Source organism: Actinomycetospora chlora (assembly GCF_039542135.1).
GTDB lineage: Bacteria > Actinomycetota > Actinomycetes > Mycobacteriales > Pseudonocardiaceae > Actinomycetospora > Actinomycetospora chlora.
This window is the reverse complement of record NZ_BAABHO010000001.1, coordinates 38,763-51,472: the sequence shown is the minus strand read 5'-3', so window position 1 is coordinate 51,472 and position 12,710 is coordinate 38,763. Positions and strand designations below refer to the sequence as shown.

At 75.0% G+C, this 12,710-nt stretch carries 12 protein-coding genes; 6 read left to right on the top strand and 6 right to left on the bottom strand.

The annotated features are described in order from the left end of the window. The first annotated feature begins 43 nt into the window (after positions 1–43). From glmU to ABD994_RS00210, 3 genes are read left to right on the top strand one after another with little or no spacing between them, the layout of a single operon-like run. On the top strand, positions 44–1,513 hold the full coding sequence (gene glmU / locus ABD994_RS00220; RefSeq protein ID WP_345410106.1) for a bifunctional UDP-N-acetylglucosamine diphosphorylase/glucosamine-1-phosphate N-acetyltransferase GlmU: 1,470 nt from the start codon (positions 44–46) through the stop codon (positions 1,511–1,513). Positions 1,514–1,521: 8 nt separating this feature from the next. After that, on the top strand, positions 1,522–2,493 hold the full coding sequence (locus ABD994_RS00215) for a ribose-phosphate diphosphokinase (protein WP_345410418.1): 972 nt from the start codon (positions 1,522–1,524) through the stop codon (positions 2,491–2,493). A 46-nt stretch (positions 2,494–2,539) separates the two neighbouring features. Beyond that, positions 2,540–3,118, top strand: a complete 579-nt coding sequence (locus tag ABD994_RS00210) for a class I SAM-dependent methyltransferase (RefSeq protein WP_345410104.1) — start codon at positions 2,540–2,542, stop codon at positions 3,116–3,118. 27 nt (positions 3,119–3,145) lie between these two features. Here ABD994_RS00210 and ABD994_RS00205 read toward each other — a convergent pair whose 3' ends face one another. Beyond that, the gene (locus ABD994_RS00205; protein ID WP_345410103.1) at positions 3,146–3,799 is read right to left on the bottom strand and encodes a class I SAM-dependent DNA methyltransferase; all 654 of its coding nucleotides are present in this window, start codon (positions 3,797–3,799) and stop codon (positions 3,146–3,148) included. Positions 3,800–3,949: 150 nt separating this feature from the next. On the opposite strand from ABD994_RS00205, the gene ABD994_RS00200 reads away from it, so the two are divergent. From ABD994_RS00200 to ABD994_RS00190, 3 genes are all read left to right on the top strand, one after another. Further along, positions 3,950–4,663, top strand: a complete 714-nt coding sequence (locus ABD994_RS00200; protein WP_345410102.1) for a 50S ribosomal protein L25/general stress protein Ctc — start codon at positions 3,950–3,952, stop codon at positions 4,661–4,663. A 9-nt stretch (positions 4,664–4,672) separates the two neighbouring features. Continuing rightward, positions 4,673–5,263 (top strand): aminoacyl-tRNA hydrolase, encoded by a 591-nt coding sequence (gene pth, locus ABD994_RS00195; RefSeq protein ID WP_345410101.1) that lies wholly within the window; start codon positions 4,673–4,675, stop codon positions 5,261–5,263. A gap of 68 nt (positions 5,264–5,331) precedes the next feature. Further along, positions 5,332–6,090, top strand: a complete 759-nt coding sequence (locus ABD994_RS00190) for a CPBP family glutamic-type intramembrane protease (RefSeq protein ID WP_345410100.1) — start codon at positions 5,332–5,334, stop codon at positions 6,088–6,090. Here the strand turns inward: ABD994_RS00190 and ABD994_RS00185 are convergent. The 5 genes from ABD994_RS00185 to ABD994_RS00165 form a co-directional block, all read right to left on the bottom strand. Then, entirely contained in the window at positions 6,087–7,886 is a 1,800-nt protein-coding gene (locus ABD994_RS00185; RefSeq protein WP_345410416.1) for an ABC-F family ATP-binding cassette domain-containing protein, read from the bottom strand. The genes ABD994_RS00190 and ABD994_RS00185 overlap by 4 nt on opposite strands. Positions 7,887–7,930: 44 nt before the next feature. After that, positions 7,931–9,049, bottom strand: coding sequence for a lipase family protein (locus tag ABD994_RS00180; RefSeq protein ID WP_345410099.1), 1,119 nt, complete (start codon positions 9,047–9,049; stop codon positions 7,931–7,933). A 75-nt stretch (positions 9,050–9,124) separates the two neighbouring features. Beyond that, the gene (locus ABD994_RS00175; protein WP_345410098.1) at positions 9,125–10,120 is read right to left on the bottom strand and encodes a 4-(cytidine 5'-diphospho)-2-C-methyl-D-erythritol kinase; all 996 of its coding nucleotides are present in this window, start codon (positions 10,118–10,120) and stop codon (positions 9,125–9,127) included. Between the two features lie 67 nt (positions 10,121–10,187). Beyond that, positions 10,188–11,051 carry a 16S rRNA (adenine(1518)-N(6)/adenine(1519)-N(6))-dimethyltransferase RsmA gene (rsmA, locus tag ABD994_RS00170; RefSeq protein ID WP_345410097.1) on the bottom strand — a complete coding sequence of 288 codons (864 nt, stop codon included), beginning with the start codon at positions 11,049–11,051 and terminating at the stop codon, positions 10,188–10,190. A gap of 25 nt (positions 11,052–11,076) precedes the next feature. After that, a complete protein-coding gene (locus ABD994_RS00165; protein ID WP_345410096.1) occupies positions 11,077–12,648 on the bottom strand; it encodes a resuscitation-promoting factor in 1,572 nt (523 codons plus the stop codon). Positions 12,649–12,710: the final 62 nt, after the last annotated feature.

The window sequence follows — 12,710 nt, the reverse complement described above, 5'->3', positions numbered from 1 at the left end:
GGACCCGGGGCCGGCCCGCGCACGAGTGGGAGTCACGCAGCCGATGCCGTCGAGCCCGACCGCCGTCGTCGTCCTCGCCGCCGGTGAAGGCACACGGATGCACTCGGCGACGCCGAAGGTGCTGCACTCCGTCGGCGGTCGCACGCTGCTGGGGCACGCCGTGCACGCCGCGGCGGGGACCCACCCGGAGCACCTCGTCGTGGTCGTCGGGCACGAGCGCGAGCAGGTCGGCACCCACACGATGGGCCTCGCCGACGAGGTCGGGCGCGAGGTCGTCACCGCGGTGCAGGACCGCCGCCGGGGCACCGGGCACGCCGTGGCCTGCGGCACGGCCCGCCTGCCCGCCGACCTCACCGGCACCGTGCTGGTCTCCTACGGCGACGTCCCGCTGCTCGACACCGCGACGATGCGCGCCCTGCACGCCGAGCACGTCGACGGTGGCTACGCCGTCACCCTCCTGACCGCCGAGCTCGACGACCCCCGCGGCTACGGGCGCGTCGTGCGCGACGAGCACAACCAGGTCCTCGCGATCGTCGAGCACCGCGACGCGACGCTCGACCAGCTCGCCATCAACGAGGTCAACTCCGGGGTCTACGCGTTCGACCTCGCGTTCCTGCGCGAGGCCCTCGGCCGCCTGACCACGCACAACGCCCAGGGCGAGCTGTACCTCACCGACGCCGTCGCCATCGCCGTCGGCGAGGGTCGCGGGGTGGGCGCTGTCGAGACGTCCGACCCCTGGCTGGTCGCCGGTGTCAACGACCGCGTGCAGATGGCCGACCTCGGCGCGGAGCTCAACCGCCGGCTGCTCGAGCGCTGGATGCGCGCCGGCGTCACCGTCGTCGACCCGCGCTCGACGTGGGTCGACGTGGGCGTGCGCCTGGAGCGCGACGTCACGCTGCACCCGGGGACGCAGCTCCACGGGCGCACCACCGTCGAGGAGGGCGCGGCGATCGGGCCCGACACCACGCTCACCGACGTCGCCGTCGGCGCCCGGGCCACCGTGGTGCGCAGCCACGGGTCGTCGTCGCGGATCGGCCCCGAGACCTCGGTGGGACCGTTCGCCTACCTGCGGCCCGGCGTCGAGCTCGACGCCCGCGGCAAGATCGGCACGTTCGTCGAGGTGAAGAACTCCCGGATCGGCGAGGGCAGCAAGGTCCCGCACCTGACCTACGTCGGGGACGCCGAGATCGGCGAGGGCAGCAACATCGGGGCGTCCTCGGTGTTCGTGAACTACGACGGCGTCACCAAGCACCGCACGCGGGTCGGCTCCCACGTGCGCACCGGCTCGGACAACACGTTCGTCGCGCCGGTGACCGTCGGGGACGGCGCCTACACCGGTGCCGGCACCGTCGTGCGCGAGGACGTCCCGCCCGGGGCACTGGCGGTGTCCTCGGGACCGCAGCGCAACGTCGAGGGCTGGGTGGCGCGCAAGCGGCCCGGCACCGCGGCCGCCCAGGCGGCCGAGCAGGCCGCCAAGCAGGCCGGCGACACCACCGAGCAGGAGGACCCGTGACCGTCAGCATGTCGTCGACCCCGAAGAAGAGCCTCATGCTCTTCTCCGGACGGGCCCACCCCGAGCTCGCGGAGGAGATCGCCAAGGAGCTCGACGTCTCCATCACGCCGCAGTCGGCGTACGACTTCGCCAACGGCGAGATCTTCGTGCGGTTCCAGGAGTCGGTGCGCGGCTCCGACGCGTTCGTGATCCAGAGCCACACCGATCCCATCAACCAGTGGATCATGGAACAGCTCATCATGATCGACGCCCTCAAGCGGGCGTCGGCCAAGCGGATCACCGCGGTCGTGCCGTTCTACGGCTACGCGCGCCAGGACAAGAAGCACCGCGGCCGCGAGCCCATCTCCGCCCGCCTCGTCGCCGACCTGCTCAAGACCGCCGGCGCGCACCGGATCATGACGATCGACCTGCACACCGACCAGATCCAGGGCTTCTTCGACGGTCCCGTCGACCACCTGCTGGCCAACAAGGTCCTCGCCGAGCACCTGCGCGACGCCTACTCCGGCGAGGACCTCGCCGTCGTCGCCCCCGACTCCGGCCGCGTCCGCGTCGCCGAGAAGTGGGCCGACATGATGGGCGGCGTCCCGCTGGCCTTCATCCACAAGAGCCGCGACAAGACGCGCCCCAACGAGGTCGTGGCGAACCGCGTCGTCGGTGAGGTCGAGGGCCGCTGCTGCATCCTCGTCGACGACATGATCGACACCGGCGGCACGATCGCCAAGGCCACGGAGGCCCTGCTCGCCGACGGCGCCTCGGACGTGGTCATCGCCGCCACCCACGGCGTGCTCTCCGGCCCGGCCGTCGAGCGGCTGTCGACCTGCGGCGCCCGCGAGGTCATCATCACCAACACCCTGCCGATCCCGGACGAGAAGCGGTTCCCGCAGCTCACCGTCCTCTCGATCGCGCCGGTGATCGCCCGCGCCGTGCGCGAGGTGTTCGAGGACGGGTCGGTGACCAACCTCTTCGACGGGAACGCCTGACCCCGTGGGCCTCTGGGGCGAGCACGTCGTCCCACGCATCACCGACGTGGCACTCGGCACACCGGAGGTCCGCGCGCTGCGCGAGCGGGTGCTGGCCCGGGCGCGCGGCGAGGTGGTGGAGCTCGGGTTCGGCAGCGGGCCGACGCTGCCGCTCTACCCGGCCGGGGTGACCCGCGTCCGCGCCGTCGAGCCGTCGGCGGTGGCGCGGCGTCTCGGTGCCCGGCGCCTCGCGGAGGCCCCGGTGCCCGTCGAGTTCGCCGGCCTCGACGGGGAGGACCTCGACCTGCCCGACGGGTGCGCCGACACCGTCGTCAGCACCTTCACCCTCTGCACGATCCCGGACGTCGACCGCGCGCTGCGCGAGGTCCGCCGCGTCCTGCGTCCCGACGGGCTGTTCCTGTTCCTCGAGCACGGCCTGTCCCCCGACCCCCGCACCGCCCGCTGGCAGTACCGCCTCGACGGCCTGCAGCAGCGCCTCGCGGGCGGCTGTCACCTCACGCGCGACGTCCCCGCGCTGGCCGGGGCCTCGGGCCTGGTGGTCACCGACCTCGTCCACGACCGCCTGCGTGCCGGTGGCGCCATGGCCCATCTCGCGCTGGGCGCTGCGATCCCCGCACCTCGGTGACGAACTCCGCGCTGAGCGCGGGGTCCGTCACCGACGACGGCGAGCGAGCAGGGCGGCCTGGGGCACGGGCGCGGCGAGCGACGTCTGCTCCGGGGCGCGCACCACCCGGGCGGTGACGTCGAACCCCGCGTCCCCGAGCAGCGAGGCGACGTCGTCGGGCTGCATCCGGCGGAAGTCGAGCGACACGCGGTGGCCGAACGCCTCGTCGTGGTGCGACACGTCGTCGCCGACCTGGAACGCGAGCAGCAGCCGGCCGCCCGGTGCCAGCACCCGCCGGAACTCCGCGAGCACGGCCGGCAGCTCGGGGGCGGGCACGTGGATGAGCGAGTACCAGGCCACGACCCCGCCGAGCGCGGCGTCGGCGACGTCCAGGGCGGCCATGTCACCGACCGCGAACCCGATCCCGGGGTGCTCGCGTCGCGCCAGCTCGACCATCGCCGGCGACAGGTCGACGCCCCGCACCCGCACGCCGAGCCCGTGGAGGTGCGCGGTGACGCCGCCGGGCCCGCTGCCGACCTCGAGGACCTCCCCCTCGACGAGCTCCGCGAACGCCCCGAGCACCGCGCGGTCGAGCGGGGAGCCCGCCAACTCGTCGCGGAAGTGCTCGGCGTACGCCGGGGCGATGGCGTCGTAGCCCGCCCGCGTCGCCGCCCGGTCCGCCGCCTCCCGGTCGAGGGTCACGGACGCACCCTAGGTATCGTGGACGACGCACTTCGGCGAGGGCCGGTCACGAGGACCGGCCGTGATCGACGCGGTGCGGCCCCCCGGTGCTCCGGGTCCGGCCGCGCGCGGCGCGCCGACCCGTGGACGACACCGCAGGAGAGACATACCATGGCCGACGAGATCCGCATCGCGGCAGAGGCCCGTACCGAGTTCGGCAAGGGCGCCGCGCGCCGGACGCGTCGCGCCGGCAAGGTGCCCGGCGTGCTCTACGGGCACGGCACCGACCCCGTGCACCTGTCGTTCGACACCGTCGAGTTCGCCAAGGTGATGCGCGAGAACGGGCGCAACGCCCTGCTCACCGTCACCGGGCTCGGCGGCCAGCCGCCGATGGCCCTGGCCAAGAGCATCGTGCGCGACCCGATCAAGGGCTTCTTCGAGCACGTCGACCTCGTCCTCGTGCGCCGCGGCGAGAAGGTCCAGGTCGACGTCCGCGTCGTGACCCTCGGCGAGGCCGCCTCCGGCACGCTGGTCTTCCAGAACGAGGACACCCTCACGGTCGAGGCCGACGCGACCGACATCCCCGAGGAGATCACGGTCGTCATCGAGGACGCCGAGATCGGCACCCAGTTCCTCGCCGGCGACATCCGTCTCCCCGACGGCGCCGAGCTGGTCTCCGACCCGGAGCTCCTCGTCGTCAACGTCACCGAGGCCCCGACCGAGGAGGCCATGGAGGAGGAGATCGACACCGAGGGCGCCGGCGTCGAGGAGGACACCCCCGAGTCCGAGGCCGACGAGACCGGCGAGTCGTCCGAGGCCGCCGACGGCGACCAGCCCGCCGAGGGCTCCGCCGGGTCCGGGTCCGAGTCCTCCGACGAGAGCTGACGCGCCTCCGTGAGCTCCCCCGCTGCCCGGCCCGACGGCCCGTTGCTGGTCGTCGGGCTGGGCAACCCGGGCCCCGACTACGAGGGCACCCGGCACAACGTCGGGTTCGTCGTCGCCGACGTCCTCGCGGGGCGTCTCGGCGCCCGGTTCTCGGTGCACAAGCGCTCCGGCGCCGACGTCGCCGAGGGCCGGCTCGCCGGCCGCCGCGTCGTGCTGGCCAAGCCCCGCGGCTACATGAACCTCTCGGGCGGCCCGGTGGCCGGCGCCGCCCGCTTCTTCTCGGTGGCGCCGACCGACGTGATCGTCGTCCACGACGACCTCGACCTCGAGTTCGGCGTCGTGCGCCTCAAGCGCGGCGGCGGCGAGGGCGGGCACAACGGCCTGCGCTCGATCTCCAAGTCGCTCGCCACCAAGGACTACCTGCGCGTGCGCTTCGGCATCGGCCGCCCCCCGGGCCGCCAGGACCCCGCCGACTACGTGCTCAAGCGCTGGTCGGCCGCCGAGCGCAAGGAGCTCGACGTGTCCGTCGAGCTGGCCGCGGACGCCGTCGAGGCGCTCGTGGCCGAGGGCCTCGAGCCCGCCCAGAACCGCATTCACTAGCCCCCGCCGTCCGGTTCGTCCGGACGGCGGCTGGTCCGCGGCCCCGGACCGGCGGACCCTGCCGGTGCATGCGCCTCCGCAGCGCGGTCCGCCGGCACCCCGTCGTCGTCTTCTTCGTGCTGACGTACGCCATCGCCTGGGGCGTCCTGCCTTTCGGCACCTTCGGGGCCTACGCGCCGCTGGTCGCGGCGCTGGTCGTCGCCCCGCTCTGCCGGGGCCGGGCCGGGCTGGTCGAGCTCGGCCGCCGTCTCGTGCGGTGGCGCGTGCCCTGGTGGTGCTACCTGCTCGCGATCGGTGTCCCCCTCGCCGTGCACCTGCTCGCGGTGCTGCTGCGCGGGGAGGTGTCGACGATCGCCTGGGCCGCGGCCGGTGACGTGCTGCTGGTGGCCCTCGTGCGTCTGGTCAACCCGGGCGACGGGCCGCTGGGCGAGGAACCGGGCTGGCGCGGGTTCGCCCTGCCGGGGATGCAGGCGCGGCTCTCGCCGCTCGCGTCGACGTCGATCCTCGCCGTGCTCGTGACCGCGTGGCACCTGCCCATCGCGTTCCTCGTCGGGGGCGACGTCGTGACCACGCTGGTCGGGCTGGTCGTCGGGACGGTCGCGGTGACGTTCTGGTACTCGTGGCTGTTCGACCACGCCCGGGGCAGCGTCCTGCTCGTCCTCGTCGCCCACGCGGTGGAGGGCGCCGTCCAGGACGACACCCTCCTGTACTTCGGTCTCTGGCTGGCCGTCGCGGTCGTCCTGGTCGTCGCCGACCTACGCTGGTGGCGGCGGCCGGCGCCGGCCGAGGCGACGTGGTCGCGCCCCGAGCACGGCGTGATCCTCTAGTCGACGGCGTTCTCCAGCCACGCCTCCTCGAGCTGCTCGCGCTCGCTGACCAGCGCGCGGAGCTCGGCGTCCAGCTCCAGGAGGCGCTGGGGCTCGGTGGCCGCGGCGGCGAGCCGCTCGTGCAGCTTGGTCTCCTCCGTGGCGATGCGCTCGAGGCGGCGCTCGATCCGCGCCACCTCCTTGCGCGCCGCCCGGCGGTCCGCCTCGCCGCGCGCGGTGCCGGTGGACACCGCCGAGGACGCCGAGATCGACGGCGGGGGTGCCTGCCCGGCGCGGCGGCGCACGTACTCCTCGATACCGCCGGGCAGGTCGGTGATGCGGCCGTCGCCGAACAGCGCCACGACGCGGTCGCAGACGCGCTCGGTGAGGTAGCGGTCGTGGCTGACGACGACGAGGGTCCCGGGCCAGCCGTCGAGGAGGTCCTCGAGCTGCTGGAGGGTGTCGACGTCGAGGTCGTTGGTGGGCTCGTCGAGCAGCAGGACGTTCGGCTCGGTCATGAGCAGGCGCACGAGCTGCAGCCGCCGGCGCTCGCCACCGGACAGGTCGGACACCGGGGTCCACTGCCGGGCCGCGGGGAAGCCGAAGCGCTCCGCGAGCTGGGAGGCGGTCTGCTCGTAGCGCCCGATCGTCACCCGCTCGGCGATGTCCTCGACGGCCTGCAGCACGCGGCGGTGCATCGGCAGGTCGGCGAGGTCCTGTGACAGGTGCGCCAGCCGTACCGTCGTGCCCTGCACGCGCGTCCCGCCGTCGAGGGGACGCTCGCCGCCGACGGCGCGCAGCAGCGTCGTCTTGCCCGAGCCGTTGATCCCGACGATGCCGATGCGGTCGCCCGGCCCGATGCGCCAGGTCTGCCGGTCGACCAGGGTCCGGTCCCCGACGCGCAGCGTCGCGTCCTCGAGCTCGACCACCGTGCGGCCGAGGCGGTGCTTGGCCATGGTGACGAGCTCGACGGAGTCGCGCGGTTCGGGCACGTCGGCGATCAGCGCCTCGGCGGCCTCGACGCGGTAGCGCGGCTTGGACGTGCGCGCCTGCGGCCCGCGGCGCAGCCAGGCGAGCTCCTTGCGGGCGAGGTTGCGGCGCCGCTGCTCGGCGGCGTCGGCCAGGCGCGCGCGCTCGGCGCGGGCGAAGATCCAGTCGCCGTAGCCGCCCTCGTACTGCTCGACGTGGCCGTCGACGACCTCCCACGTGCGCGAGGCGACGGTGTCGAGGAACCAGCGGTCGTGGGTGACGACCACGACCGCGGTGCGGCGGGCGAGCAGATGCTCGGCCAGCCAGCCGACGCCCTCGACGTCGAGGTGGTTGGTGGGCTCGTCGAGCACCAGCAGGTCGAGCTCGCGCACCAGCGCGGCGGCCAGGGCGATCCGCTGCCGCTCGCCGCCGGACAGGCCCTCGACCGGGGCGTCCAGGCCGCGGTCACCGCCGGGGCGCAGGCCCTCGACGACCGCACGGCTGCGCGCGTCGGCGGCCCACTCGTGGTCGGGGACGTATCTCGGGGTCGAGCTCCGCTCCGCTTCGTCTCCCGTCCACCCGAGCACCGCCTCCCGGACGGTCTCGCCCGAGAGCTGCGTCTGCTGCGTCACCAGCGCCATCCGCAGCCCGCGCACGGGACTCACGCGCCCGGCGTCGGGCGTCAGCACCCCGGCCAGCACCGAGATCAGCGTCGACTTCCCGCCACCGTTGCGCCCGACGACGCCGATGCGGTCACCGGTGTCGACGCCGAGCGACACGCCGTCGAGGACGGGCTTCGGGCCACCGAAGCCGATCGCCACCGACTCGAGGTTGACGAGGTTGGGCACGGTGTCCATGGTGCGCCACCGGGCGCCGGCCCCGGACGGGCGGGCTACCGCGGGCGCGCCCCCGCGGGGCGGCCGAACTCGGTGGTGTGCGGCGGCGCCAGCGCGGCGATGTAGTGCTGCGGGGCGTGCGCGCCGAGCGAGTAGACGAACGGCACGTCGCGCAGCAACCCGATCTGGCGGGCGGCGAACGCCACCGGCGACAGCAGCAGGGGCACCAGCGAGGCCGGGCCCTCCAGGAGCGTCGCGGGCGTCCACCCCCCGCCGAGGTGGTGGGCGGCGCCGACGTGCCGGTACGACGACCCGACGAACCACGGGGGCAGCGCCGGCACGGGGTCGTTGCGGTACACGTGGCGCCGGACCCGCTCGGTGACGCCGAGGGCCGCGCACTGCTCGGCGAAGGACCGGTCGCCCGCCATCGGGGCGCCGAAGGTGTACACGCCGCGCAGGAGGTCCCAGAGCCGCCGCGCCCGCCAGAAGCCGTTGTCCGCGTCCCGGGCCAGCAGCACCGCGTGGATCAGCGCCATGGCCCCGCCGAGGCTGTGGCCCGTGAAGTACAGCGCCTCCGCCCGGTGCACGACGGTGCCCCCGCCGGCGATCGCCCGGCCCTCGAGCGCGTCGAGGAGGACCTGCGCGACGTGGAAGCGGGTGGCCCGCACGTTCCGGTAGAAGCCCGCGTGGACGTGGGCCAGCAGCGGGTCGGCCTCCGTGTCGTCGGCGCCCTGGATCTCGGGGTCCGTGTCGCCGTCGGTGAGCCAGCTGACGAGGTTGGTCGGCTCCGTCCCGCGGTAGGCGAGCACCACCACCCGCCCGCAGGCGCTCTGCACGACGTGCGCGGTGGACCGGATGAACATCGCGTCGACGGTCTCGTCGACCGTCCGCACCCGGTTGCGCTCGAGGCCCAGGCGCGTCGCCATCGTGGACACGGTCAGCGCGTCGCCGTAGGCGTAGCCGGCCGTGGTGGCCAGCACGTGGGCGGCGATCGCGGGGTCGGGCGACGGCGCCACGAGCGCCCGCACCGGGTCGTCGTACACCGGCTGCTGCGTGCGCAGCGGGGTCAGGGCGGTGAAGGGCACCCCGACCACGGCCGAGGCGCCCAGGCCGGGCAGGCCGGGGACCGCCGGCCCGTTGTCGATCGTCCCCACCGACGCCGCCGTCGTCTCCATCGCTCCACCCCCGTCGTCGCCCGTGCGGACGCTAGGGGGACCCGGCCGACGGAACGACCGCCGGAGCGGTGACGCTCAGGCGTAGGCGCCGGGCCCGGGATCGACCGGACGGGGTGGGGACGGCGGGCCGTCGCCCTCGACGACGCGGGCTCCGGGCACGGGCCCGTGCGCGACGCGGACGGTGCGGCACACCCCGAACCCGGCGAGCTCCGCGGCCACGCGCACCGCGGCGTCGTGGCCGTCGCAGAGGAACACGCAGGTCGGGCCCGATCCGGACACGACGCCGGCGAGCGCGCCCGCGTCGACGCCGGCGCGCAGGGTGCGCCGCAGGCCGGGGTCGAGGCTGACCGCGGCGGCCTGCAGGTCGTTGCCGAGCAGGAGGGCCAGCGAGTGGGCCTCCCCCGACGCCAGCGCCTCGAGCACCGGCTCGACGTCGCCGACCCGGCGGGGTGCCTCGGGACGCGCGCGGAGCCGGTCGAGCTCGCCGAACACGGTGGGCGTCGACAGCCCGTGGTCGGCCACGGCGACCACCCAGTGGAACGTGTGGCGCGAGAGCACCGGCACGAGGCGCTCGCCGCGCCCGGTGCCGAGCGCGGTGCCGCCGTGCAGGGCGAACGCGACGTCCGAGCCGACGTCGGCGGCAATCTCCATGAGGTCGTCGCGCCCGAGGTCGAGGCGCCAGAGCCCCGCGGCGGCCAGCAGGGCGCCCGCGGCGTCGGCGCTGCCGCCGGCCATCCCGCCGGCGACGGGGATCGCCTTGCGGATGCGCACCCGCACGTCGGGATCGCGGTCGGCGCGCCGCGCGAGGGCCTCGACCGCCCGCCACGCGAGGTTCGACGTGTCGGTGGGAACGTCGTCGACGTCGACCCCGTCGGTCGGGGTGACCGCGACCCCGGGCTCGATCGCGCCGGGGACGGCGGCCGACACGGAGATCTCGTCGACGATGCTCAGCGCCTGGAAGACGGTGACGAGGTCGTGGTAGCCGTCGGCGCGCAGCTCGCCCACGGCCAGGTGCAGGTTGATCTTGGCCGGGACGCGGACGGTGACCGACGGTCCGACGGCGGAGAGCACCCGACCAGCGTACGGACCGCGCCCGCTCGCCCCGTTCGACCCGGCCACGCTCAGGACCCGGCCACGGTCAGGACCCCGCGGTGACACGCGCCCGGGCGATCGCGGTGAACGCGGCGACGTCGAGCGACTCGCCCCGGGCGCCGGGATCGACGCCGGCCGCCCGCAGCACCGCCTCGGCGGCCGCCGCCGACCCGGCCCACCCCGCCAGCGCCGCGCGCAACGACTTGCGGCGCTGGGCGAACGCGGCGTCCACGACGGCGAACACCGCCCGGCGGTCGGCCTCGGGCGGCGCCCCGCCCGCGTGGCGGGTGAACCCCACGAGCCCGGAGTCGACGCCCGGCACCGGCCAGAACACCGCGCGCGGCACCGGACCGGCGCGGTGCGCCTCGGCGTACCAGGCGAGCTTCACCGACGGCGCCCCGTAGGCCTTCTCCCCCGGCCGCGCGGCCAGTCGCTCGGCGACCTCGGCCTGCACCATCACCAGGCCGCGGGCCAGGCCCGGCAGCTCGGCGAGCAGGTGCAGCACCACCGGCACGGCAACGTTGTAGGGCAGGTTGGCCACGAGCACGTCGGGCGCGAGCGGCAGGTCGCCCGGCGCGAGGCGCAGCGCGTCGGCCGTCACGACCCGCAGGTCGCGGCCCGGGGCCCGCTCGGTGGCGGTCGCCGGCAGGCGCGCGGCCAGCACCGGATCGATCTCCACCGCCACGACCGACGCCGCGGCCTCGAGCAGGGGCAGGGTCAGCGACCCGAGGCCGGGACCGACCTCGAGCACGACGTCGTCGGGACCGACCCCCGCGAGACGCACGATGCGCCGCACGGTATTGGCGTCGTGGACGAAGTTCTGGCCCAGCCTCTTGGTCGGGCGCAGGTCGAGCTCGGCGGCGAGGGCCCGGACGTCGCCTGCCCCGAACAGGCGCACCGGACTCGTCACGCGCGTCAGTCTGCCCCCGGCTCGGCTACTTGCGGCCGCAGACCGGCCAGGCGCCGTAGCCGCCGCGGTCGTCACGGACGCGCTCGGCGACCGCGATCTGCTCCTCGCGGGTGGCCTCGTGGGGCAGCGCGGCGTACTGCGTGCCGCCGTAGGCCCGCCAGGTCTGGCGGTCGAACTGCAGGCCGCCGTAGTAGCCGTTGCCCGTGTTGATCGACCAGTCGCCGGTGGCCTCGCACTGGGCGATGCGGTCCCACTTGCTGCCGTTGGCGACCGAGGGGGCCTCGTTCTTCGGCTTGGTCCCGCGGTGGACGACGCCGCCGACCGGCTGGCGCGTCACCTGCGACTGGCCGACCTGGGTGCGACCGGTCTCGGCGCCGTTGGTGGCGTTGACCGACCAGGTGACGACCTCCTCGCCGGCCTGGCCGGGCTCCTCGACGCGGGTCTCGCCCTGCTCGAGGTCCGGGTCGTCGACGGTGCGCATGGGCGGCGCGACCGGGCGGGTCTCGGTGACCTGGGTGACCGTGTTGCGGGTGACGGTGATGGTCGAGCCGTTGACGATGTCGCCGGCGACCGTGTCGGTCGGGCTGAGCCCGGCCATGCCGTTCTGGGCGAGCAGCTCGGCCGGGTTCACCGCCGTGGTGCTGATCTGGCGCGGGGCGCCGCCACCGTCGACGATCGTGACCGACTTCGGCACGCGCACGTCGAGGTTCATCCCGTTCACCGGGATGTTCGCGTTCATCGGCGCCGAGGTGACGAGGCCGTCGGACGGCAGGCCGAGCTGGGCGAGCGCGTCGGCGACCGTGCGGGCCGTCGTCGTGATCGTCTGCGGGCGGCCGTCGACCATCAGCGCGACGTCGCGCGAGCGGTTGATGACGAGGTGGTCGCCGTCGTGGACCTCGGCGTTCGGGCCGGGCGCGATCTGGTCGGCCGGGCCGATCGGGATATCGCCGCTGTCGAGCGCGCCGGCGACGTCCGAGGAGTAGGTGTGCACCACCTGGTCGACGCCGTCGACCGTGACCGTCACCTGCTTGTCGAGCGCGACGGCGGTGCTGCCGCCGGCCGCGACGGCCAGCAGCGCGACCGCGACGCCGCCCTTGACGGCGTTCGAGCGGCGCTTCGGGTCGGTGGCCAGGCGCTGCGGGTCGTCGAACCCGGTGAGGCCCGCCGGGGCGGCCTCGCGCAGGTCGCCGTCGGCCTCCTGCTCGCCGGTGAACGACTCGAGGTCGTTCCACTCGTCGAGGTCGCCGAGGTCGAGCGCGCCGCTCGGGGCCTCGACGGAGCCGTCCACGGCGGTGTCGGCGGCGGTAGCGCGGGCGACGGGGAGCGGGCCGGTGATGTCGTCGAACCAGCCGGGGGCGTCGCCGCCGCGCGCGCCGTAGGCGCTGTCGTAGCCGAACTCGTGGGCGGCGTCGTAGCCGTAGTCGTGCCCGTAGGCCTGGCCCTGGTGGCCGTCGCGGCCGTACCAGGCCTCGCCGTACGAGCCGCCGTACGAGCCGTACGTGTCGTCGGTGCCGTACCAGCCGTCACCGGTGATCGGGAGCCCTGCGGTGTCGGTCTCGGTGTCGACACGACCGCGGGTCGTGGTGTCCGCGCTCATCGGGCGGCGGAGTCGAGCAGGAGGCGCACGAGCACTGGGGAGTCCGCATCGTTCGTACGTCC